The sequence below is a fragment of the Marinomonas sp. ATLA20 genome (assembly GCF_057180105.1).
This window is the reverse complement of sequence record NZ_JBXUKU010000009.1, coordinates 111,986-136,229: the sequence shown is the minus strand read 5'-3', so window position 1 is coordinate 136,229 and position 24,244 is coordinate 111,986. Positions and strand designations below refer to the sequence as shown.

The following is a 24,244-nucleotide window of genomic DNA, read 5'->3' as shown; positions in this document are numbered from 1 at the left end:
GTTCCCGCTGGTCTCTTGTAGTGCTAAGAATAACGCAAAATGAACAATAATGAACGTAAGATTAAGCATTTGATTTAATTAATATTTTACAACTTACTTACATACTTGTTCCCATAAATCTGGGGAAAACTTTTGCACCATGAAAGCCCAGAAAATAACCCGACATTCACCTCACTCCTCCGGCGAATGCACAGCAAATTCAGAAGAAAGTCGACTAACACCCAAACCGCTTTGTTTAGTGAGCTTAATCTGAACCGGAATACGCTCTTTTAACGCACTAATATGACTGATGATACCAATGGTCTTACCGGAAGAATGCAAATTATCCAAAGCATCAAGAGCAGATTCCAATGTCTCGCTATCCAAGGTGCCAAAGCCTTCATCCAAGAACAAAGAATCAATACTGGTTTTATGGGAAACCAAATCAGACAATGCCAATGCCAATGCCAAACTCACTAAGAAAGATTCACCGCCAGACAGCGTCTTAGTATCTCGCGAGGCATTTGCTTGCCAAGTATCCACCACAAGCAAAGACAAAGCATCTTCGTTACGCATTAATTGATAACGACGATGCAAAATGTCCAAATGCTGATTAGCCAAATAGACCAAATGATCCAAGGTTAAACTTTGCGCAAAGCGGCGGAACTTGGCACCATCTGCCGAACCGATCAGATGATTCAAACGCTCCAAATGTATGAAAGCCTCTCGACGCGCCTCTAGTGCTTCCTTAGATTTCGCCACTTGCTCCCTGCGCTGTGTTTCTTCTTGAATCTGTTGACTAATAACGCCCCACTGGCGATGCAACGCTTGGCGCTCTGTATCGAGCTGAGTGTATTTTTCTTCTAGTGCCTCAAGTGAAATAGCGTCAAACTCCGCATTACTTGATTCCTTCCCTTCAAGAGCGACAAGTTCAGACTTTCTTTCAATATGCTGAGCTAAAGATTCTTGAGATTGATTAAATAATGTTTGTAGCTTAGAAACAGCCTCTTGAAGATGCTTAAGTGTTGCTTGGTGCTGAGCCATTTCTTCTGCGGATAAGCTTGCTTGCAGCCAAGCAGCTTCACCCTCAAAGCCTTTCTCTGTCAGTGATTGTTGCCAATGAGCAAGCGCAGCATCATATTCTTCTGCCAAAACTAGACGCGTCTTATTAAGTGCATCTAGCGACGCCTTGCTGGACGCCAAAGCTTGAGCAAGCTGCTGCCGCTCCGCTTCAACTTTTTCTAGCTCTTGATGAGCACGATCAGCTAAAGATTGCGCTTCTTGACGAAGCTCACCAACACTCTTATCACCTAGCAAGTTATACAGCTGTTTAGTAATGTCAGCTAAGCCCGCATCTAACTCATACACTTTGGCCTGCGCATCATCGCGTAGTTGCTGACTCTCTTTTAGCGTATTTTCTAAATTTTTACTTTCATAACTAAACTGCTCACGCTGCTGCAACAAAGCATCGTAACCGGCTTTGCTGTCGCGCCATTGCTTCATGGCCTCTTGTAACTGGGTCAACGCATCAACCAAAGACAAATCAAAATAGCTGTCTGGCACACCCGATTGCTGCATATCATGGCGTAAATTCGCAGTGATTTTTTCTTGCTCATCCTTCTTACTAACAAGATTTTTTTGATGAGTCTCTAAGGTTTGCCACAATAATTGACATTGATTCTGATCTTGCGAAACCTGCTGCTGTGTTGTTTGGTGCTGAACAACTAGGTTCTGCAACTCAGTCTCTAAAGCCAAACGAGACTGGTGCAAGGCTTCAAGTTTAGGTGCTATGTTTTGCAGCGCCAGCCAATCTTGCTCTACATGTTGAACCAGAGCAGAGACTTGTTCTTTATCAGACAGGTTAAAACCTTGATCCTGATTCAACGACGTCAGCCATTCTTTCAGATCATTTTCGGTTGCCAGTAAGCCATCGATCAATTGCTGACGTCGCGTTTGAGCAGATGTTAATTCACGCTGCATGGCTTCCAAGTCTGCCGCCAACTGCATACCCTGGCCTTTCAGACCGTCTAATTCTTTGCCTAATAGAAGAAACTCTTCTTGGCTACCAGAATCTGCTTGGTACAAAGCATTAGCAAGATTGTGCTCTGCTGAACCACACAACGGACAATCATCATGTTCACCTAACTCATTACGCAAATGGGTTAACGCCACAATATGACGCTCCGCCTCGGCAAGTTTTTCAATCGATTTTTGATGACGAAGCTTGTTTTTGTAGGTTTGCCTTTGTTGCTCTAGCTGGCTTTGCTGTTGCTGAATACGGCTTGCCATTGTATTCAGATTCTCGTCCAGCTCGGACAATTGCAACTGTTGATCTTGATATTGATGAAACTGTTTCCAGAGTGATTGCGCATTATACTGAGCACGTTCAGTTTGATGATAACCTTTCTGCCAATCGGCATATTCACGTTGCGATGATAACGCCATGTAATCATGAACCGTGCTCTGCAATGCTTGCTGACGCTCTTCTATGCTGGCTTGTTCATGCTCTAACTTAGCTTGATTGTTTCCATGAGCAGAGCGAGCAGCATCATAACTTTTTGTCCCCTGATCGATACTGATCTCAAGTTCAGCAATAGCGTGAGTATTTGCCTCTATGCTTTGTGCCTGATGCTGCCAACTGGCCAACTGGTTTTCAATTTTTTCTGGCGATGTCCAGCGGCTTAAAATGGCTTTGCTTTCGTCACAGGCTTTATCAATACCCGCCTGTTTTTCAGACACGTCTTTTAGTTGCGCCTGCTGATTATCGACTTTTTCTGTCGCTTGCTTAAGTCGAGCAAGGCTATCCTGATGCTGAGCCTTCACACTTTCTTGGCGGGACAAGATAGGCTGAATTTCATCATTGATTTTGTTATTCAAGGTTTCCAAATCAGCTCGCGCACGGGCTAACTTTTCTTTCGCTTGCTCAACGGAATCAGTCAATATCTGGCTTTGCTTAAGCTGTGCTTGATGCATTTCAGAGTATTGACTAACATCCGCCTGATTCTGATCCAAACGTGATTGTAAACCTTGCTGTTTGTCATAATCTGGCTGTAAAACCTGCGCTGTGAGAGCTTGTTCAAGCTGTCGTTGCTGAGGTGCAAAATCCGCTAGCGCTTGCGTCGCATCATCGAATTGTTGCTGATATTGAGCCACTTGCTCTTGCAGTTTCTTCTCAGTACGTCGCCACTCCAATACCGCTTGATGTTGCTTTAACGCGTCGGCATTGGCTTTTTCATTAGACTCAAAACTCGACTCGGTCAGCTTTAGCTCAGCAAAAGCGTCATCTGATAATAACTGAGTCTGCTCATTAAACTTCTCAAGCGACGCTATGGCTTGCTTCTCAAGCTTGTGTTTATCAAACACCCACTTCGACACGTCACCATAAATTTCTGTGCCGGTTAGCTCTTCTAATAACTCAGCCCTGTCATTGGCTGACGCATTCAAAAACGCCGAAAAGCCACCTTGAGCCAGCAACATAGACTTGGTAAAACGCGAAAAATCCAAACCAGTGATGTCGGCTATCTTATCGATTTTTTCATTTATCTTAGTGGTAATGATGGTGCCGTCACGTTCGCACAGCTCACAGGTCATCGGCTGCAACTTACCATCGCTCTGACCTCGAGCTCGTCGCTGCCCCCAGAAAGCGCGATAGCCTTTGCCTTTTATTTCAAACTCAACTTCAGCCAAACATTCCGACGTATGACGCGTCATCACATCGTTCTGACTTGGTGACACTTTCAGGCGCGGCGTTTCGTGATACAAAGCCAAACAAATCGCATCCAACAATGTCGACTTACCCGCGCCCGTCGGCCCAACAATGGCAAACACACCAGCGTCGTCAAATGGCGCTTTAGTAAAATCAATTTCCCATTCGCCCTTTAGGGAATTCAAATTCTTCAGGCGCAGTTTGCAAATTTTCATGATTGCTTCTCCTCGCCATCTTGCTGATGCTCTTCCAGCTCTACCAAGCAAGTATTAAAAAGCTTGGTCAGAGTTTTAGACTCATCTTCATCCAGTTCTAAATTGGATTTAAGACTCTGCTCGAATACATCACCAACCGTTAATTCCGACAAGGTTTTGCGCGCCTCAAAACCTTCGTTCTTTTTCTCTATCGCACTGCGACGCATCACTCGCAGTAACTCAATCGGTTTGCCTTCAATAACTTCCAGCAAGCGCTTATGCACATCACTTAAATACTCATCAGCAATCACAGTGACTTCCAACCAAAGGGTTTTGTCTTCTGCTAATTCCAAAGCCGTGATCTGTTTAATCACTTCTTTCAAGTTGCCCTTCAAACTCGCCATAGGCTGAAAATTCGGAATCGTTACCAACTGAACAGGGTCCACAGGCTCGGCAAACAAATCTTCAACAAAGGTATCTTCACCTAATAAATTGGTATCGACTATCACCACAGTTTTGTCACGCCCTAACTCATCAAAGCTCAACGGAATCGGTGAACCGCTGTAACGGAACCGACCACTTTTACTGATCGGTTGAGCACGATGAATATGCCCAAGGGCTAAATAATCAAACGCTGGGAACACCGACGTCGGTAAGGCCTCCAAAGTGCCCACATAAAGATCACGAACCGACTCGCTTACTTGGCCACCTACTGCCGTTAAATGCCCAGTGCCAATAATCGGCACCGCCGTTTTCAATGCTTTGTTTTTCTCGCACGCAGCGTCAAACACTCGCTGGTAAAAATCACCTATCATTTGCAACAAGCCGAGCTTCTTGTCTTGTTCAGATTGTCCAGCGACGCTTTGCATTACGTCTTTCGGGCGTAAATACGGCACAGCACATACCCAGGCGGCAATATCACCCGTTTTGTCTTTTAGCGGAATAACATGAGAATCGATATCTTCTAGGTTAGCTTGGCTCGACACTTGAGTATCGAGATAGGTCAACAAGCTCTTGGATTCATTTAGCATACTGACCGAATCGTGATTCCCCGCGACGATCACCAACTGACATTGGCGCGCCTTCATGTCTAATACCAACTGATGATACATTTCGCGCGCGTAGCTTGGTGGTGAACCCGTATCGAATACATCACCAGCAATAATCACCGCATCGATAGATTCTTTATCCACCAGCGCCAATAACCAATCGATAAAGGCTTTGTGCTCATCACGGCGGGATTTCCCCATAAAATGCTGACCAAGATGCCAGTCAGAAGTGTGTAGAATTTTCATTTATTGAATCCGTTGAATATAAAAATAAGCATAAAAATAAAAAGGCCAAGTTACCGAACAAAATGCAACTGATTCGGATGGATCCTTAACGGACGTAATAACATCGCCCAATCTTTCGCCGACACGCTTTGTCCATGATAAATAAGTTGTAAAGAAGTACCGCCAGAGCTCCTCAGTGCCTCTTGCAGAAAAACAATCAGCGCATCGTCGGCTAAGCTAAGTGTCAGGTCAGTATTATCAAACAGAGTAAAATGCCCAACAAAGTTTGGCGTAAAGTCCAACAAAGCCTCACGCCAATAAGATTCGAACATGGCATTTCCAGGAGAAGAAATCACCACAACAGGCGCGTCTGCAATGTCCATTTCAAACAACAAACGTCCTTTCCTAACCCCTGTGGATAATTGAACCGCTACCTTATCCTCAGCTGAAAGCGCCAAGGCTCGCAACCAATCCTTTTCGTTTAACTCCGCTTTTTGCAACACCAGTTTCAAAGGCGCACCCGCAGGATTTAAAGCCATACACTCATAAAAATGAGCGTGCTCAAAATTCGCTTCTTCACCTGTTTCTTTAAATGGTAAGGACACAAAAACACGGTCGCCAAAAGAATCATCACTTGGCCCTAACAACACAAGCTCAATAGAATCATCATTAAGGGAAACATTACTTAGAACAGAAAAAGTAGAAGACTCAGCCGGTGTTTGCTGGGTTAATGACATAGACGAAGCAACAGTAGTTTGGCAGGAAAGAATCGACTCGCAATTGCTCGCATCATAAAGACGACACGCACCACAAGCGCCAGCGCGACAACCGTAACGAACATCCGCCCCCTGAGATAGTAACGACGACAATAAGTTGTCACCCAAAACTGCCTCAAACTGCTCATCATCCAATTCTATCGTCAGCGCCTGTGAATCCATCATCCAACCTCATCTTTGATCTGGCTATTATGACATATTCTGCCTAACTACCTCTCTTGTGTGACACTCAATCGTAGAAAAATCCCATTTAGTTACGATAAGAACAAGCTCATTAGCCTTTCGATTCTATAATAGGTCATTCTTAACTGCGCAAAACGGGACTTCCCGCATCATGCCAAAAAGGCTTAAGTATTTTATGCAACTCTCTGCCCCCTTAAAGCCAATCACTTAACTCGATTATGTTAGCAAAGTATCAACTTTGTGACTTATTGATCCAATCCTGACCAGTTGGTTGGCTTTATAACTCCAAGCTTGCTATGTTTTTAACCGTTGATTATGAGTTATGAGCTTTGAAAATATCGTCAACTTTCGATAAGTATCATTTACTAAGACAAGGAGAACGAAATGTTAGGCTGGACTGTATTATTGTTAATCATCGCCCTTATTGCAGGGGTGCTAGGCTTTACAGGTATTGCTGGTGCCGCGGCGGGAATTGCAAAAATCATCTTCTTTATTTTCGTAGTATTATTGGTGATTTCACTTGTATCCAGAGCAATCAGAGGCAAAGGGCCTAAGCTTTAACATTGGCTCGCAGACACTTATTTTTATTCAATTTATAGAAAAGGGGCATGCGCCCTTTTTCTATTACTTACCTCACCCGTTACCAATTAGAAGAGTTTGAGCGCCTCACTAAGATCTTTTTAATGTCATAGAGACTAAGTCGGTTTTTCTTCTCTGATAAGCATGTCTAAGAACTTTTCAAATCGCCGCTGCCTAGTTTCAGGTTTCTTCGCACTCGTTAAGCCGTAAGCGATCACATCACGACTCGATTTATTAAGCGTATCAAAAAAGAGTTTTACCCTCGGCTGACCTTCCAGTGCCGCTAAAAAGTCTGCAGGCACTTCCATTTGACTCACTACATAGGCGTTTTCCCAACGACCGTCAGCTTTCGCTGCTCGCACATGCACAAATCCAGACTCCTTCATTCGGCCTTCGCTTATCAAACGCTCAACATGCTCCGTGTTTCTTTTAGACCAAATACTTCGTGCTGATCGTGGTGTTATTCGTTGAAGATAGGATTGATCATCAAGTGATTTTTTCACACCATCAATCCAGCCCCAACATAAAACCTCTACCACAACATTATTCCAAGAAACACTTTGAATCCCAGAGTTTTTCTTAAATATCTTTACCCACAACTCACTTTCAATAGCGTGATTCACTCTAAGCCACTCATCGAGATCGCCCGGTGTTTCAAATGAAATGATTTTTAAGGGATTTGGTTCAGGCATCACAATAGACTCAGTTAGGAATAACGCCGCGCACTGCGGTAAATTTTAAGTATAACGGAAAATTTGTCCGACAGTAGCGATTCGCTCGGCATTTTCCTTGTTGGACTATTTCGGGCAACGAGTACATCTGCATTAGTGCTCATCCGAAGATATGCAATCCATTTTGCAACCTTCCGATGATCGCGACTAAACCAGCTCCCATTACTACACCCGTAAGAAGTACTCCGAAAATAAGACACACGTAGAGTATTGTCCAAGCACGGGAAGGTTTTGATTTCACAAGTCCTCCGGAAATTTTGTCGGAACACAGGTAAATTTGACTCAAACTTCTTTCCACCCCAAAAGCAATACCACCGATTACACAAAAAAGCAGTGCGACCGCGAAAGTTATGACCCGAGACTCTGCATTAGCAAAGCCATCCCACAAAAGAATAGCGCCATTAGTCCAAGCTAATCCAGTACAAGCCCATGAGGCAAGTTGAAGGATAATTGTCAGCATGTGGGTCATTGATTACTCATTCCTGTGATTTTTGTGCCGAACGTCAACAACTTTCCTGTGTTTGGCGGCCGCAGGGAACGAATTTAATGGTCTTGTTACACATTGACTTTGTATTTAAGATCATTGGCCTCATCACCCGTAATACCTCTGAACCCCCACTGATAGGGTTGCTGTTCCTTGATTGTGATTTCGACATCAACCGGCGCGACTCCGAGCTGACTTTCAATTTCTATAAATAGAGCCTTTATAAGATCCTTCTGAGTTTCCGGCTTACGCCCTGCCATCATATTTATTTCGATCACAGTGTAAGCATCACTTCTACCTCCCGGATAATAGAAGTCATCGCGCTCTAAAGGTACGAACCGATGGGCACGTTTATCCTCCGGCATACCAAGGACTGATTGCATGCAACCGTGAATGACATCCGACAACTTTGACTTTATTGGGTTTAGTTTTTCTTTTATTCCATATACAACGATCATGATAATTCCTTTAAGAGGTGTAACACCCAAATAACAGGTAAAGTAATTGTTAGCTAAAATTGTGTAACGAAGCGAAACGTAGCCAACTGTTACGCGTTATTGTTAGGTACCGTTGCTACTTGGTGAGACGCTAAATAATATAATCCAACCGCAGCAACATTTAAACCCAGCCCCCACGATTGACCATTAAAGATACCAATATTAAAGTCACTACCCATGTTGTATAGAAAATCAAAACCACCCTCATGAAATAGACCTGATAAAGAGAAACCAGCAGCAATTTTATAAACCAATATTGGTGAGGACACCCAAGGTATTTGGAGTAAAAAGGTAATTCTAAGGTGTTTATTATTTTCATTGTCTGAGGCGAAAACCAAACCTGCATAAATAAAGTAGCCAAACAGGGTTAACGCAGATCCAAAAACCAAAAAATGTCCAAGCGTGAAATAGGAAACTTTTAACAACTCTGCAAGTACAATAGAAACTCCCATGAAGCCTCCGCCGATACTTGCAATGATTAATAATGCTACAAATTTTCGATTCATCCGTAAGATACCTAACGCCGCGCACAACGCCCGCATTTGCGGCTGGTTTGGAGCGCAGCGGAAAACCAGTCCGTCAACATGCGCTTGTTAGCTCTTGTTACGACTTAAGAGTGGATAAACAAGGCTGAACAATCCAAACAGTATTGTAGCTATAAGCCCAGCAATACCAACAGGTATACCAAGTGAGTTATTCTTCTTCAACTCTTCTATTTCATTATTTTGTCGCCTAACGACCTCTTTAATTTGCTCTATAAATGCTGGATCTGTATTGGTCTCAACCTTATTGTAAAGCTCTTTCTCAAGACTCTTTATGATAACTTCTTGATCAAACTTAAGGCCATAGTAGGGATCTTTTTCTTTTTGCTTTTCCAGCAGCTTTAGCAGCGTGATGAGCTTATCTTTTGACTCAGGATTGTTTACATTTAATGCGTATGCATCTTCGAGAAGAGCAACAAGGCCATACTCAGTCAACATCCCATTGGATTTACGGTTATATGAATTAAAGATTACTTTAACTCTCTCTGAAGCTAGATCAATAGCTTGCTCAGGCTCAATTGATTTTACTATTTCTGACACAACCATTTCCCGAAACTTATCATCTGGCACCTTATTCTTCTCTTGCTCAGTGATATATATGAAAGTCGCCAAAACTATTGCGTAAACAATAGTTACTACCAGAGTAAGAATAGGACGCCTTTTAGTATCCTAAAATAGATACTCATTGATGATTCTAAAAAACTCATAGTTATCCTAGAGAGCTAAACGCTATGCTCTGCGGTTGCTTTGGAGCGCAGCGGAAAAGCAATCCGACAGCAGCGCCTTGTTAAGTGTACCAATAGCCATGTATTACATTTTGAATTACATATTGACATACAAAGCGCCATGCACTACATTTTGAAATACACACTCCGTAATACAAAATGAAATACAGGGCCTCAGTATGTCTTTAGCTACACACATTAAGAATATGATAAGTACCCCTTCGGATTCTCAATTATTGTCAATTCGACTGCCTACAACAACCGTAAACCAGCTTGAAGAGCTGGCTCAAATATTAGACAAAACTCGCACTGACCTTATAACAACCTTTATCGAAGGGGGCCTAGTTGAGCTGGAGTTACAGCTTAACGAACAAAAAGGTGAAGAGCTAGGTGCTCAAGACCAGAAACCAGCGTCTGATGAAACGCGCTATTTTCTTCTAAATACGAACTACAACAACTCACATGAAGATCACTACACGATGCTGGAAAATGGCGAAGCATCCGCCTTTTATAAAGGCTGGAAGGAAAATATAGCTTATTTAAATGGAGGCGACATCGTATTTTTATATCAAAGCGGCGTTGGCATTGTAGGTTACGGTAAAGCAAATAAAGACCTACAAATCCGTGATCATAACGGCAACAAAGATGAGTGGTATGTACGAAAGCTAAATGATTTTGTGCGCTTGAAAACACCTCTAACGGCCAAGGGCTGTAAAGATACAACCAAGTCGAATTTTAATTTTAGAATGACAATGGTCACTCTGAATTCAGAACAAGGTGATACTCTATTAAAGAGGTTCAGCGAAGAATAAATTCGAAATGCGTCTACTCGCGCCACACTTAACAGCTTAATAGTGCGCATGCGTGTTTAGACAATTTCACAACTCTCTTTATTTACCCGTAAGTCTCTGACCTAAATGACATTAATACAGATACCTACAGAAGGGAGATCTGGAAAAACGAGCATGCGTGTTATTTCATTTATCCACAGCGCGTTATTTCGGCGGTCGATATTATTACTCATTGATACTAAAAGACTTTCCGACTCCCCGCCAGTACAAACGAGCAATACAGTGATTATTTTTTAGGCAAACCGTGCCAACAATCAGTTATTTTGAAAATAAACTCTATATCCGCTCAGACTCTATAAATTTGCCGTGGTTTGTTTGGGAGATGATAAGGTGGCTACGGATTAAAAGCCTAAGTATGAAAGCTAAATTCAGCGTCGGGCTAAAGGCATAACTTGTAAAAACCTATATAAACCAATCACCTTGGTTTGGTTTTGCGTTGACGCGTTGAGCCTGCGAAACAAGCGCAAGAAAAAGTAATATCAAGGTGATTTATATTACGCAGCATTGGCGTAAGCAACTAGGGTTAGCTAAGAAGAAGTCAGTACGACATGACGACTCTGATTAACGAGAATAAGAGTGACATTCACCTGAGGTAGGCGGTAGTTTCGAAGGGAATGTCACTCGATTCGAGTTGTGTGTGCAGAGTCATATTCCAAACAGGCGCAAGCAAAACCTTTGGCAAACGCCATGGCAATGACGTTGCCATTATTAATATGATTGAACAAGAAAGCAGTTTATAGAAAGTCTTTTCGTACTGGAGTGAAGTTGTCCAGCAAGACGCCCGGCTCTAAACAGCGACAGCCATGCATAACATTTGGCTCTTTATAAAGCGTGTCCCCAGGGCCTACAGTTTTGGTTTCATCCCCTATGGTGAACTCAAACTTACCAGACAGTACGTAGGTTAACTGTTCATGTGGGTGATTATGCAGTGGTCCGATGGCATCTTTTTCAAAATGCACTTCTACTGCCATGATGTTATCTGAATAGGCCATGATTTTGCGTGAAACGCCCGCACCAAGATCTTCCAGAGGGACTTCATTATTGTAAACAAACATAGGATAACTCTTTGCATTATTGTTTTAGACTTCTCTACTATAGCAGCGATAAAACATTATTCAATATTTTTTGAAAAGCTGTTTCATTTATATTTATAGTCGTAAAAAAAGCAAATAACGAAATCGTTCCTGCTTTTTAGTTATATTAAATAGCATTACTTCACATAACCTAGTTTTTCAGATGCTGCTACTTTGAGCTGATAAATGGAAGGATTTGGATACCTCAGGGCCAAAACCCTTTGTAAAAGCGCTTTTAATGTCAGCAGTCTATTTGGTAATAAAAAGAGTCGACCCAGAAGCGCATAGGGATTCTGATTAACGAGGATGAGAGTGACATTCACCTGAGGTAGGCGATAGTTTCGAAGAGAATGTCACTCGGTTCGAGTTATGTACAAAAACCCAAAAACTTAGACTTTTGGAACAGATTCCAATAGAGCAACAAGTAGTAGCCAAAAATCCCCAACGGAGTCTATCTCCATGCGTTCCGTCGGTGAATGGGCGCCACGGATGTTGGGGCCGAATGAGACCATTTCCATGCCTGGGTACTTCGCGCCGATAATGCCGCATTCTAGTCCGGCGTGGATGACTTTCACATTCGCTTCGTGACCCATCACCTCGGTGTGAACCGTTAAGAAGTGCTTGAGCAAACCTGCGTTTGGATCTGGACGCCAGCCTGGGTAGCCGTTTTCTAGTTTGACGTCTGCTTGGATCAAAGAGAAGGCAGATTTTGCCACATAAGCAAGGTGCTCTACGGCGAAATCCACAAGAGAGCGCACTAACAAACAGGCATCAAAGGCTTTTGTGCCATCTGCTGTGTCACGCAGGTTGATCACGCCAAAGTTGCAGGAGGTTTCTGTTACACCGTCTAGGTCCGCACTCATGCGATGGACGCCATGAGGTGCACAGTACATAGCGTTTAACAAGGCGTCTTTGTCCGTTTCTTTCAGTTCCGAATCTAGTTCAGCGGTTTCTAATGTCACAGTAAGATTCGTTTCCGTAGCGCTAAATTCTGTTTTGGTGGCTTGTTCGAATTCTTCGATAAAAGCAAATAACGTCGCTTGCTCTTTGTCGTTTACGTTGATAATTGCTTCAGCGTCACGAGAAATCGCATTGCGAAGTGTGCCGCCCGTAAAGGCGCTTAATCCAAAGTCACAACGTTCTTTAAGTAGATTCAACAAACGAACAATCAGTACGTTGGCGCTGGCACGGCCTTTATGAATATCCAGGCCTGAATGCCCACCGCGCAAACCTGAGACAGTAATTTTGAAGGCTTTTTTGTTACTGTCTACTGCAATAGCGGAATATTCTTTTTCAACGTTAATATCCATGCCACCAGCACAGCCGATGTAGACATCGCCTCGGTCTTCAGAATCTAAGTTCAGCAGAATTTTTCCTTTTAAAACCCCCTCTTCTAGCTGTAATGCGCCACGTAAGCTGGTTTCTTCTTCGATGGTAAACAAGGCTTCGATTGGCCCATGGGCTAAGTCAGTGGATTCTAAAACAGCCATAGCGGCCGCGACGCCTATGCCATTATCGGCACCAAGTGTGGTTCCTGTTGCATGAACCCAACCATCGATCACTTGCGTGACAATGGGGTCTTTGGTGAAGTCGTGATCAATGTCGGCGTTTTTCTGCGCCACCATGTCTAGGTGACCTTGTAAGACAACGGTTTCTCTGTCTTCCATGCCTTTGGTAGCGGCTTTGCGAATTAATAGGTTCCCAACTGGGTCCACATAGGTTTCATGACCTAACTCAGTCGCCCATTTGATTAGGTGTTCTCTTAGTTCGGCTTCGTGGAAAGAAGGTCGAGGAGTATTACATAGTGTTTGGAAATGTCGCCAAATGGCTGTTGGTTGTAACGTCGTGAGTACTTCGTTCATCGTAATCTCTTATCTTTAAAGTGCGTGTTACTAGTGCTAGCAACACTAAAGAAGACAACCTATCGTGGCAATCGAAATTAAGACTATGCCGATAGAGAAAACGTATGTGAAATAGACGCTTATAAAAAAGACGCCTGATAAAATTTACCAAGGCGTCTCTTTTCATTTACTTACTCTGCAAGCAATGCTGAGTTTATTTTTTCTTAAGCGAACCCGCCGAGAAAGTAACAAATTCTTCAGCACTGGTTGGGTGAACACCCACAGTGTCATCAAAGTCCGCTTTGGTAGCGCCTGCTTTAATAGCAATACCCAAGCCTTGGATAATCTCGCCTGAGTAATCGCCTACCATGTGGGCACCAATCACTTTGTCGTCGGCATTATTCACTAATAACTTCATGAGGGAACGTGAAGTACCACCACTTAACGTGTGTTTCATTGGACGGAAGTCGGTTTGATAAACACGGAAGTCTAGGCCCCGCTTTTCTGCTTCTTGCTCGGTTAAACCAACAGTGCCAATCGCTGGCTGGCTGAAGACAGCCGTTGGAATGTTGTCGTAATCAAAATTGACTTCTTTGCCTTCAAACCAATAAGCGATCAACGCCATGGCTTCTTTAATCGCTACTGGAGTTAGCTGAATATTGTCTGTCACATCCCCAAGGGCAAATACACTTTTCGCTGAGGTGGTGAAGTTATTATCAATGATCACGGCACCATTTTTGCCAGTTTTAATACCCGCTTTATCAAGTGCTAAAGATTCAACATTCGGCACACGACCCGTTGCATATAGAATCAAACCGAACTCTTCTGTATGGCCGTCTTTGAAATGCACGGTACGAGCACCATTTGGGTTGGCAGCATCAGTAAGTTCAATACTTTCAACATCCGTATTCAAGCGAACATCGATACCAGACTTTGCGTACTCTTCGCTGGCAAACCCACGAACGTCTTCATCAAAACCACGAAGTAGTTGATCACCGCGATAAGCAAGGCTGGTTTCAACACCCAAACCATTCAAGATGCCAGCAAATTCAACCGCAATGTAACCACCGCCCACAACAAGGGCTTTTTTAGGTAGCTCTTCCAAGAAAAACATTTCGTTAGAGCTAACCACCAAATCACTGCCTTGGAATTCAGGAATAAATGGCTTAGCACCAACGGCAATCAGAATTCGCTCTGCGGTGTAAGTTTTACCATCCACCATGACGGTGTGTTCATCGACAAAGCTCGCATAACCCGTAATAAGTTCAACACCAGCATTACCAAGCAAATTCCCATAAATGCCGTTTAGACGCTGAATTTCTTTGGTTTTGTTATCACGTAAAACAGACCAGTTAAACTCTAAACCTTTATGAGACCAACCAAAGCCAGCCGCTTCATCAAAGCCATGACCGTATTCTGAACCATAAACAAATAATTTTTTCGGTACACAGCCAATGTTCACACAAGTTCCACCTAAAGCACTGCCTTCGGCAACCGCCACTTTATAGCCTTTGGATGCCGCAACACGGCTAGCACGCACACCACCAGAACCGGCGCCAATAACAAATAAATCGTACTGATAAGACATTCTTAGTCTCCAAAATCATTCATGATGTAATATGAGAGCAGTTTAACAGCCCTACCCTCTGAGAAGAAGGCAGAACCAAAAATAGCGATACTGTAGATATTCATTTCTCTTTAGATACACATAATGAACATAAAAAATGTATCGTTAAAGGCTACTACGGTACCATTAAACAAACGATAACCTTACCAACAAATCTCAGCAAAAGATCATACTACAAGGAAGTTACATGCCCGATTTCATTATCCTAGTTTACATCGCCATCATGGCGTTTTACTTTTTTCAAAAAGACGATGGTAAGTCATTCTTCATTATAATGGCGTTACCATTTATCCCGCTCTTTAGTGACGATTATTGGCTTTGGCTACCATTAAGTGCGGCGTTAAGTGTGCTGCTCTTAATTATTGAGGGGTACAAGGCAGGTCCGACTGCTGGCGGTGCTGTGGTTGCTTTTTTCTTTTTCTCTGTCGGTGCCTTTGGCGTTAGTATCGCCATTAAAACAGCATGGGCATTCCTTTCGGACTTCAGCTTTTCGAGTTTTCATTTAAATAATCCACTGAGTTATGAGTGGCCAACTTATGTGATTGCTTTATACGGGCTCACAGCTCTTCTTTGTCTCCTGACTATTTTCCGAAGCAACAAAGAAAGTTTAGAGTTAACACACATCCATATTTCTGCCTTTGCCTTTGCCGCTCTGCCACACTTTTGCGGTTCATTCCTCTATGGCATGGCATTAAGTTTAGGCTTATTTGCCATATTGTTTTTACTCGCTCTAATCAGAAAAATAAACCCAGAACAACGTTTCCTTTTTGCCTACACCACGCTAAGCGCCATTCCTGGAAGCTTTCTTATAAAGGGAATCATGGTCGCATTTTTTTAAATTATCAGTGTCGTCATCAACGGATCATCGGCTCAGCGTCATAAGAGACAAGACAATCTATAGCAATGGATAGGTAAATCCCTTTATGACTTCTACGCAACTGGGTATCATTAAGAAAATTCGCTATGGAATCATTCACATGAAATTTGTCTCTTTTAATATCAATGGTTTGCGTGCTCGCCCACATCAAATCGAAGCCTTAGTTGAGAAACACGCGCCAGATGTCATTGGCTTACAAGAAATTAAGGTTCACGACGACGCTTTCCCACACGAAATCCCTCAGTCTGTTGGCTATCACGCTTATTATTACGGTCAAAAATCACACTACGGTGTGGCAATCTTCAGCAAACAAGAAGCGACTAAAGTAGAGTACGGCTTTCCAGGTGATGATGAAGAGGCACAACGTCGCATGATCATTGCGACTTTTGATACGCCGCAAGGCCCAGTGAAAGTATTGAACGGTTATTTCCCTCAAGGTGAAAGCCGCGACCATGAAACTAAGTTTCCCGCAAAACGGAAATTTTATGCGGACTTAATGGAATACCTTGCTGCGCACTCGCCTGATGAAAAGATCATTGTGATGGGTGATATTAATATTTCCCCAACGGATCTGGACATCGGTATTGGCGAGCCAAATGCAAAGCGCTGGTTAAGAACCGGCAAATGCAGCTTTTTACCAGAAGAAAGAGAATGGTTTAAAACATTGTCAAACTGGGGCTTAACTGATACTTATCGCCAGCTTAACCCAACTAAGAATGATCGCTTCAGCTGGTTTGACTATCGTTCAAAGGGCTTTGATGATACACCTAAGCGCGGTTTAAGAATCGATGTCATTATGTCGTCAAATGGCCTAACACCCTACTTAGAAGACTCCGACGTGGATTATGATTTGCGCGCCTTAGAAAAGCCTTCAGACCACGCTCCCATTTGGACTAGCTTTAATCTAGAAAAATAGAACGGATCAAGACGGTCATTGTGCAATTTTCATACAAAATCATATAATGACCGTCTTACTTGATAAGAACCACTACTAAACACCAATAGTCCCAGTCTTATCCACAGACAATGTGGATGGTTTTATTTAAAACATAAAGCTTAGCGTGTAATTTGCCGCATAGAAACGAGAAAAAATGATGACCAACGAAACACCAACAATGGAAGACATGCTTCAGCAATCAACCCAAGCCGCTGTTTTCTTAAAAGCGCTGAGCAACGAAAACCGCCTGATGATTTTATGCCATATCCTAGATCAAGAATTGTCTGTGACAGCCTTGAACGAAAAGCTACCTTTAAGTCAATCCGCTCTTTCTCAACATCTAGCGGTATTAAGAAAAGACGGACTCGTTAGCACTCGTCGTGAGTCTCAAACTATTTTTTATAGTATTGGCGATACAAGAGTAAAAGAATTGATCAAAACGCTACACGGTTTATTTTGCCAATCACGTTAAAACCGAAAGGTCTTTACAGGTAAAAATCTTTCACCAAGTCAGCGAGTAAAGTTGGTTGCTCCAAAGGCAACATGTGTCCGCAATCATTGAGCGTTTTAACCTTCAATTGCTTGACGTTTTGCATATCTTCTAACACCGCTTTCGACAATAACGCATCCTCTTCTCCCACCACGAAACACAGGGAAAGGCCTGCTTTTTTAAGCATTAATAAAAGATCTGGACGAACTAAACTACTCTTCAATTGTTGAATGAAGACCACTTCCCCCAACGCTCTATCCATTGCAACAATAACATCAAGCAGGTCAGCTCTGTCTTTATTCGACGGCCCTAGCATAGCGATGGCCTTTTTCTTTGGTATGCCGTTATAGCCCTGCTTTGTCACCCAGTTAAGTGCGACCTCACGCTGTTGGCGTTCTGTGTCTAGCAAACCACTTGCTGTATTAGATAAGACCATCAGTCGCTTGACGCGCTCAGGATATTTTACGGCAAAGGCGCAAGCCAAATACCCACCCATTGAAAAACCAAGTAGATTCATTGGCTCAGCAGGCAAGACGACTGCCAAAGCATCAACGATCGATTCAATGGTATCTTTCATTGGAATGGCAACATGCTGCAAGCTGAGCGATCCTCCCAACTCTTGCTGGGTAAGCTCCCAAAGACGCTCATCACACATAGTGCCGGGCAAGCAGTACACTTTTGTTAACAAAACATGGCCTCTGAATCTAAAAATTAAAACTGAGTATTGCGTAAACGTACGAAGCTAGCAAACCGTGGAATACCACGCTCAGTGAAACCGTGATATTTATAAATAACATAGTCACCAATATTGGGAGGTGTGCTGCGTTCATTGTCCGAAAAGCCACTGCCAATTTTAAAACGTAAGCCAGATGGCATTTCCACCAGAACGGACCCCATCATGCCATCATATTTTCCTGTGCCATTTAAGATATCTATGACCTTAGCATCTGCTTCCATGTAGGGTTTTAGCTTTAGTAAGTTATCTGATCGGCCATTCGAAAAACGTGCAAGCCTACGGTGCAGCATAAGACCCTCTGCGCCTTTCTCCACATAGGCAGTCAAAATGCTATGCAGCGCCTCATTACTGCTCACAGAGAACTGCTCAACTGGCTTTACATGTGGCAAATCCAAGATAGTAAGAAGGCGCATATAACGTTTGTATCTTTCTTCAAACGTCATATTTCTTTCTCTGTCGGGTGCATCAAACACCATATAATATATCTTACGCCACTCACTGTTGACCGGAGTCTGTTTTCTAACCGTCGACATAATAAACTGAAAATCATTATGCTTAGACCATAGCTCCCCATCCAACCAAACATTTGGCAGCGTATCGGTAAACCATTTAGGGGCAAAAATAGGATTCCCCTGCCGCGTGATGAGCTTTTCTCCCGTCCAAATAGCACGAATTCCATCGTATTTCTCACTAACAAGATACTCTTCTACATGAGCACCTTCAGGAAACACGGTGGCAAGCTGCACATCAGGCTGTGCAAAAAGAAATAAGGGGGATAAGAATAGCCAGACGGCCAAACATTTTAGTTTAGACATGATTCACTCCTTTGATATTAAAAGTGCCTTTCCATAGCACCTGTTTACGCTAAACGATTTTGTTTCTGGAATCAAACCGTAAGCGCTTCTACTCTACGATAAGCTACAAAAAAGCCCATACTTGTCACCAAATATGGGCTTTTACTGACCTACTTACAATATAGCGTCATTTAATTATTTGCTAAGCTGCACGATTAGTTTGTTCATGCGGCTAACGAAAGTTGCTGGATCTTCCAACTGACCACCTTCAGACAAAGTAGCTTGTTCAAACAACAACCACGCCATATCTGCAAAACGTTCTTCGTCCGTTTCAGCGTCCATTTTTGCCACGATAGGGTGATCTGGGTTCACCTCAAGGCTAGGCTTAGACTCTGGCAGCTGCTGACCTGCCTGCTCAAGCAAGCGGCGCATTTGTAGACCCATGTCATACTCACCAACAACTAGGCAAGCTGGTGAGTTAGTCAGACGGTCTGTGCTGTTAACCGCTGTGACTTTAGACTCAAGAACAGACTTCATGCGATCAAGAAGCGGCTTGATTTGTTCAGCCTTTTCTTCTTTTTCTTTTTTCTCTTCTTCGTTTTCAGAATCCGCTAGATCCAGTTTGCCTTTAGTGACATCTTGGAATTGCTTACCTTCAAACTCTTGCAGAGACGACATCATCCATTCATCAATACGATCACTCAACAACAAGACTTCGAAACCTTTCTTACGCAAAATTTCTAAGTGCGGGCTGTTTTTCGCAGTATTGTGGCTCTCAGCATAAATGTAGTAGATCTTATCCTGACCTTCACTCATGCGTTCGATGTACTCAGCTAAAGACACAGTTTGCGCTGGGGCATCCGTGTTTGTAGAGCTGAAACGCAACAAACCAGCAATTTTATCTTTATTGCCCATGTCATCTGCAGGGCCTTCTTTGATAACGCTACCGAACTCGTCCCAGAATTTTTGGTAATCTTCTGGCTCGTTCTTCGCCATTTTGCCTAACATGTCCAATACACGTTTAGTCAACGCTGAACGCATAGAATCAACCGCATGGTCGTTTTGCAAAATTTCACGAGATACGTTCAATGACAAATCATTTGAGTCCACTACACCTTTCACAAAACGCATGTAAGGAGGTAGAAATGCTTCTGCTTCATCCATGATAAATACGCGCTGAACGTATAATTTCAGGCCGCGTTGCATGTCGCGATTCCAAAGATCGTAAGGTGCTTTGGATGGAATGTACAACAAGCTTGAGTATTCCAACTTACCTTCAACTTTGTTGTGAGACCACTTCAAAGGCTCTTGGTAATCGTGAGAAATGTGCTTGTAGAATTCTTGGTATTCTTCATCAGTTACTTCGTTGCGAGGACGAGTCCAAAGTGCTTTTGCAGAGTTAACTGCTTCATATTCTGGCGCTTTGTTTTCTTCCACTGGCTTAGGATTGCCCTCTTCGTCCATTTCTGGATAAACCGGCTTTTCCATTTCAACAGGGATAGAAATATGGTCAGAGTATTTAGTAACCAAGTGACGAAGACGATGGTTATCTGCGAACTCGTTTTCATCTGCTTTAAGATGAAGAATGATGCGAGTACCGCGAGTGTCTTTTTCGATGTTCTCGATAGTAAATTCACCAGAACCATCAGATACCCAACGTACAGCATCATCCGCTGCAACACCGGCACGGCGAGTTTCAACTGTTACTTTATCAGCAACGATGAAGGCTGAATAAAAGCCCACACCAAACTGACCAATAAGTTGGCTGTCTTTTTTCTGGTCGCCGCTCAATTGCTCTAGGAAAGAAGACGTACCGGATTTTGCAATCGTACCAAGATTGGCAATCGCCTCTTCACGAGACATACCTACGCCGTTATCATCGATAACAACCGTATTCGTCTCTTTATCAAATTCAATACGAACACGTAGGTTTGGGTCTTCTGCTAGAAGGTCTGCGTTAGCGACAGACTCAAAGCGAAGCTTATCTACCGCATCGGATGCGTTCGAAATAAGCTCTCGTAGAAAGATCTCTTTGTTGGAGTACAAAGAGTGGATCATCAAATGAAGTAGTTGTTTAACTTCCGTTTGAAACCCTAACGTTTCTTTTTGAGTATCAGTTGCCATGTTGTAACTTGCTCCTATTTGAATGAACCTTCGGACAAAGCCAAAGGCGTATTTCGTTTCACTTGTGCCTCATAGATAAAGGCTCTTGGAGCAATTTCAAGAGGCTAACTCACTAAAAGAAGTAAAAAAGTCACAATAAGTTTATGGATATAAACAAGCTAAAGGTATTCAGGAAGAAATAGCGAAGACGCCTGATCAATTTACGATCAGGCTTTAGTTACTTTTCGAACTAGGGTTAAACCATCACCTATGGGAATGAGCGATAGCTCAACTTCCGTATCTTCGTGAATGGTTTTATTTAACTCACGCACTATTCTAGTGTCTTTATCGGTAAAGGCTTCATCCGCGACGTTCCCCCACCACAAGGTATTATCAATCAACAAGCAGCCACCTGGGCGTAATAATTGCTTGGCCAAAAGATAATAAGCTAAGAGGTTTTGTTTATCCGCATCAATAAAGATAAAGTCGAACGTTTCACGCTCAGCTTCTAAAAAAGACTCCATGACGGGCAAGGCTTTATCGCAATAAGTCGTTACACGATCCTTAACGCCCGCTTGGTCTAAATAGCGAGTCGCAATATCTAGCCACATTTGCTTCTTTTCGATCGCAATGAGCCTTGATTCTTTTGGCATTGCCATCGCCATCGACAAGGTGCTGTAACCCGTAAAAACACCAATTTCGAGAAGCTTTTTTGGTGCCTGCAGTTTAACCAACAAGGCCAATAACTGACCCACTTCTGGCGACAACTGCATACGCGCCATATGATACTGAGCCGTCTCACGGCGCAAAGTTCTTAATAAGTCATCTTCACGTACGGAAACATCGACTAAGTACTGGTAAAGCCTATCATCAACTTTCACAGTACGATTAACAGGCTTATCGTCTTCCGGTAAAGGTTTGGGGAAATTAGGAAGCATGAGATTTCATAACGAGTCCGCGGCTCAATGTTTTGAATGTTTTAGATCGAAATTCACGACGGTAAAGCACTGCAACGACCATGACGCTCGCCGCCATACAGAAATAAGGGCCAAGGAACCAACCACAAAAGGCCATCGCAAAATAGAATGCACGTAACCCATAGTTAAATTGGTTCGCAGCTAAGCTACAAATTTGCGCCATATACATGGCATATAGCTCTCGCTCACTGTCTTCAATACCACGTTCTGTTGCAAGCGGCGCACTACCTACAAGGACAGAACAAAAGTTATATTGTCTAACAGACCACGTGAAGGTAAAAAATGCATAAGAAAAAATTGCCACCAATACGATGATCTTTAATTCCCATTCTTGCTGACTCATCGGAGACAAAAGGTAAAAGTCCGACAAAATACCCAGCGCTTTTTCAGAGTAATTAAACGCTGTGAAAAGGCCCGCAATAATCAACAAACTACTGGAAGCAAAAAACAAACTGCTTCTTTCTAAATTTGCCATGACGGATGCGTCGGCAATGCGATTATCTCGCCTAAGCAAGCGCGACATCCAAGCCAGCCGAAACTGATGTAATACACTAACCAAACATGAACGACGTTTCGAATTATACTGGGCATAAAAAGCATAACCCCACCAACATGCAAAAAAGACAAAAAATGTCGCGATATCAAGAGGATTTAACAGTAATGACACCGAGTGCTTTTCCATATTTTAACTCTACTGTAGGAACATTCTAGGATGGTAATATTAGACCACTTTTCACTTTGTATGTCCTAGTTTCCTCATAGAAAATTCTGCAAGCCGCGCCAAGAAAATAAATCTAAACACTTCATTGAAAAAACACTTGCATCGCCAGAAAATATCGGTAAGATCTCGCACGTCAACACGACATGCGGATGTGGTGGAATTGGTAGACACGCTGGATTTAGGTTCCAGTGCTTCACGGCGTGAGAGTTCGAGTCTCTCCATCCGCACCATCTTATTTATCTTCTCCCAGCTACACTCACAAAATTATTATCCCGTACACTTTTTTAAATCGCCTTTATGCAATCAAAATTTTTTGCCATAAAAAAACCGAACCCATAAAAGAATTCGGCTTTATGAAGCGACTCAGTCTTAAACTAGGCCTCTTTATTTCAATTTCCAAGACACTTGTTTACCGGCGAAGAAAGGCACGATTGGTTCACCGCTTGGCAAAGTGATACTGCTTGGCACCTCCCAAGACTCGCGCACCAAGGTCACGGTTTCTGTATTACGTGGCAAACCATAAAAATCAGCACCGTAGATGCTAGCAAAGCCTTCTAACTTATCAAGCGCACCCAGCTCATCAAATACCTGTGCGTACAGCTCAAGAGCAGACCAAGCGCTGTAACAGCCCGCACAACCACAATCAGATTCTTTGCGATGCTTAGCATGTGGTGCTGAATCCGTCCCTAGGAAAAACTTAGGCGATCCAGATTTAACAACGTCACGCAACGCCTGTTGATGCGTACTGCGCTTAAGTACAGGCAAACAATAGTTATGTGGACGCATACCGCCATCAAGCATGTCATTTCGATTCAACAATAAGTGCTGAGGCGTAATAGTCGCAGCCACACCTTCACGGGCAGCCAAAACAAAATCCGCGGCATCTTTCGTAGTGATGTGCTCAAACACTACTTTTAAATTCGGCACGCGCTCTACGATGTTTACCATATGCTGATCGATAAATTCTTTTTCACGATCAAAAATATCAATATGCTTTTGCGTCACTTCACCATGGATCAGCAATAACATATCGTTTTCTGCCAAGGCTTCAAACACTGGATACAATGACTCTAGAGAATTTACACCGGAATCAGAGTTCGTTGTCGCACCAGCTGGATACATTTTAGCCGCTAATACACCCGCTTTTTTCGCATCTTGAATATCTTGAACGCTGGTTTTATCCGTTAGATAGATGGTCATGATAGGCGTAAAAGTACTACCTGCAGGACGAGCCGCTAAAATACGCTCTTTATAGCTTAACGCTAACTCTGCCGTCGTAACCGGCGGCACTAAATTTGGCATGACCACAGCGCGCTCAAAACAACGCGCGGTAGCTGGCACCGTTTCAAGTAACATGTCTTGATCACGAAAATGTAAGTGCCAATCATCTGGCTTAATAATAGTAATTTCGTTCATTAGCGGCCTTTTTATGCAACGTTTTAGAAAGGGGAATAATAAAATAATGTTAACAGAAGTGGTTAATCGACAGTAGCCAACATTTATACATAAAAAAACCGAATCTATTGCTAGATTCGGTTTTTAAAAGT

At 42.9% G+C, this 24,244-nt stretch carries 22 protein-coding genes and 1 tRNA gene; 6 read left to right on the top strand and 17 right to left on the bottom strand.

All coding sequences use genetic code 11. The features are described 5' to 3' along the window. Window positions 1-171 precede the first annotated feature (171 nt). The 3 genes from AC2A4J_RS15405 to AC2A4J_RS15395 are packed head-to-tail and all read right to left on the bottom strand — an operon-like array spanning window position 172 to window position 6,094. On the bottom strand, window positions 172-3,900 hold the full coding sequence (locus tag AC2A4J_RS15405; protein ID WP_484176654.1) for an SbcC/MukB-like Walker B domain-containing protein: 3,729 nt from the start codon (window positions 3,898-3,900) through the stop codon (window positions 172-174). Further along, on the bottom strand, window positions 3,897-5,174 hold the full coding sequence (gene sbcD / locus AC2A4J_RS15400; RefSeq protein WP_484176653.1) for an exonuclease subunit SbcD: 1,278 nt from the start codon (window positions 5,172-5,174) through the stop codon (window positions 3,897-3,899). The genes AC2A4J_RS15405 and sbcD overlap by 4 nt, the downstream gene beginning before the upstream one ends. 50 nt (window positions 5,175-5,224) lie before the next feature. Then, complete coding sequence (locus tag AC2A4J_RS15395; RefSeq protein ID WP_484176652.1) at window positions 5,225-6,094, bottom strand: 2Fe-2S iron-sulfur cluster-binding protein; 870 nt, start codon at window positions 6,092-6,094, stop codon at window positions 5,225-5,227. A 402-nt stretch (window positions 6,095-6,496) separates the two neighbouring features. Here AC2A4J_RS15395 and AC2A4J_RS15390 point away from each other — a divergent pair, with 402 nt between their 5' ends. Next, window positions 6,497-6,673, top strand: a complete 177-nt coding sequence (locus AC2A4J_RS15390; protein ID WP_113917703.1) for a DUF1328 domain-containing protein — start codon at window positions 6,497-6,499, stop codon at window positions 6,671-6,673. Window positions 6,674-6,807: 134 nt separating this feature from the next. On the opposite strand, the gene AC2A4J_RS15385 is transcribed toward AC2A4J_RS15390, so the two are convergent. The 5 genes from AC2A4J_RS15385 to AC2A4J_RS15365 form a co-directional block, all read right to left on the bottom strand. Further along, complete coding sequence (locus AC2A4J_RS15385) at window positions 6,808-7,383, bottom strand: YdeI/OmpD-associated family protein (protein WP_484176651.1); 576 nt, start codon at window positions 7,381-7,383, stop codon at window positions 6,808-6,810. 139 nt (window positions 7,384-7,522) lie between these two features. Next, window positions 7,523-7,891 (bottom strand): hypothetical protein, encoded by a 369-nt coding sequence (locus AC2A4J_RS15380; RefSeq protein WP_484176650.1) that lies wholly within the window; start codon window positions 7,889-7,891, stop codon window positions 7,523-7,525. 86 nt (window positions 7,892-7,977) lie between these two features. Then, window positions 7,978-8,364, bottom strand: a complete 387-nt coding sequence (locus AC2A4J_RS15375) for a tautomerase family protein (RefSeq protein ID WP_255824783.1) — start codon at window positions 8,362-8,364, stop codon at window positions 7,978-7,980. A gap of 89 nt (window positions 8,365-8,453) precedes the next feature. Then, on the bottom strand, window positions 8,454-8,909 hold the full coding sequence (locus AC2A4J_RS15370; protein ID WP_484176649.1) for a hypothetical protein: 456 nt from the start codon (window positions 8,907-8,909) through the stop codon (window positions 8,454-8,456). Between the two features lie 87 nt (window positions 8,910-8,996). Next, on the bottom strand, window positions 8,997-9,515 hold the full coding sequence (locus AC2A4J_RS15365; protein ID WP_484176648.1) for a hypothetical protein: 519 nt from the start codon (window positions 9,513-9,515) through the stop codon (window positions 8,997-8,999). 334 nt (window positions 9,516-9,849) lie between these two features. Between AC2A4J_RS15365 and AC2A4J_RS15360 the strand changes: the two genes are divergently transcribed. Then, complete coding sequence (locus AC2A4J_RS15360; RefSeq protein WP_484176647.1) at window positions 9,850-10,482, top strand: hypothetical protein; 633 nt, start codon at window positions 9,850-9,852, stop codon at window positions 10,480-10,482. Between the two features lie 773 nt (window positions 10,483-11,255). On the opposite strand, the gene AC2A4J_RS15355 is transcribed toward AC2A4J_RS15360, so the two are convergent. The 3 genes from AC2A4J_RS15355 to gorA form a co-directional block, all read right to left on the bottom strand. Beyond that, the gene (locus AC2A4J_RS15355) at window positions 11,256-11,576 is read right to left on the bottom strand and encodes a cupin domain-containing protein (protein ID WP_205114861.1); all 321 of its coding nucleotides are present in this window, start codon (window positions 11,574-11,576) and stop codon (window positions 11,256-11,258) included. Window positions 11,577-11,983: 407 nt separating this feature from the next. Further along, window positions 11,984-13,456, bottom strand: a complete 1,473-nt coding sequence (locus AC2A4J_RS15350; protein ID WP_484176646.1) for an aminoacyl-histidine dipeptidase — start codon at window positions 13,454-13,456, stop codon at window positions 11,984-11,986. 193 nt (window positions 13,457-13,649) lie between these two features. Then, window positions 13,650-15,023: a glutathione-disulfide reductase gene (gorA, locus tag AC2A4J_RS15345; protein WP_484176645.1), complete on the bottom strand. Its 1,374-nt coding sequence runs from the start codon at window positions 15,021-15,023 to the stop codon at window positions 13,650-13,652. A 226-nt stretch (window positions 15,024-15,249) separates the two neighbouring features. Between gorA and AC2A4J_RS15340 the strand changes: the two genes are divergently transcribed. From AC2A4J_RS15340 to AC2A4J_RS15330, 3 genes are all read left to right on the top strand, one after another. Then, window positions 15,250-15,900, top strand: a complete 651-nt coding sequence (locus AC2A4J_RS15340; protein ID WP_484176644.1) for a hypothetical protein — start codon at window positions 15,250-15,252, stop codon at window positions 15,898-15,900. Between the two features lie 139 nt (window positions 15,901-16,039). Continuing rightward, complete coding sequence (gene xthA / locus AC2A4J_RS15335) at window positions 16,040-16,855, top strand: exodeoxyribonuclease III (RefSeq protein WP_484176669.1); 816 nt, start codon at window positions 16,040-16,042, stop codon at window positions 16,853-16,855. 178 nt (window positions 16,856-17,033) lie between these two features. Then, on the top strand, window positions 17,034-17,348 hold the full coding sequence (locus AC2A4J_RS15330) for an ArsR/SmtB family transcription factor (protein ID WP_484176668.1): 315 nt from the start codon (window positions 17,034-17,036) through the stop codon (window positions 17,346-17,348). A gap of 13 nt (window positions 17,349-17,361) precedes the next feature. On the opposite strand, the gene AC2A4J_RS15325 is transcribed toward AC2A4J_RS15330, so the two are convergent. The 5 genes from AC2A4J_RS15325 to AC2A4J_RS15305 all read right to left on the bottom strand — a co-directional run bounded on the left by AC2A4J_RS15325 (window position 17,362) and on the right by AC2A4J_RS15305 (window position 22,658). Beyond that, a complete protein-coding gene (locus AC2A4J_RS15325) occupies window positions 17,362-18,054 on the bottom strand; it encodes an alpha/beta fold hydrolase (RefSeq protein ID WP_484176643.1) in 693 nt (230 codons plus the stop codon). A 23-nt stretch (window positions 18,055-18,077) separates the two neighbouring features. Then, window positions 18,078-18,917, bottom strand: coding sequence for a DNA ligase (locus AC2A4J_RS15320; RefSeq protein ID WP_255824801.1), 840 nt, complete (start codon window positions 18,915-18,917; stop codon window positions 18,078-18,080). 174 nt (window positions 18,918-19,091) lie between these two features. Next, window positions 19,092-21,020 (bottom strand): molecular chaperone HtpG, encoded by a 1,929-nt coding sequence (gene htpG, locus AC2A4J_RS15315; protein WP_255824803.1) that lies wholly within the window; start codon window positions 21,018-21,020, stop codon window positions 19,092-19,094. A 206-nt stretch (window positions 21,021-21,226) separates the two neighbouring features. Beyond that, window positions 21,227-21,937 (bottom strand): O-methyltransferase, encoded by a 711-nt coding sequence (locus tag AC2A4J_RS15310; protein ID WP_255824805.1) that lies wholly within the window; start codon window positions 21,935-21,937, stop codon window positions 21,227-21,229. Continuing rightward, entirely contained in the window at window positions 21,927-22,658 is a 732-nt protein-coding gene (locus tag AC2A4J_RS15305; RefSeq protein ID WP_255824807.1) for a DUF599 domain-containing protein, read from the bottom strand. The genes AC2A4J_RS15310 and AC2A4J_RS15305 overlap by 11 nt, the downstream gene beginning before the upstream one ends. A 184-nt stretch (window positions 22,659-22,842) precedes the next feature. On the opposite strand from AC2A4J_RS15305, the gene AC2A4J_RS15300 reads away from it, so the two are divergent. Continuing rightward, window positions 22,843-22,927 (top strand) — tRNA-Leu (locus AC2A4J_RS15300). Window positions 22,928-23,081: 154 nt separating this feature from the next. Here the strand turns inward: AC2A4J_RS15300 and pyrC are convergent. Beyond that, on the bottom strand, window positions 23,082-24,113 hold the full coding sequence (gene pyrC / locus AC2A4J_RS15295; RefSeq protein ID WP_255824809.1) for a dihydroorotase: 1,032 nt from the start codon (window positions 24,111-24,113) through the stop codon (window positions 23,082-23,084). Window positions 24,114-24,244: the final 131 nt, after the last annotated feature.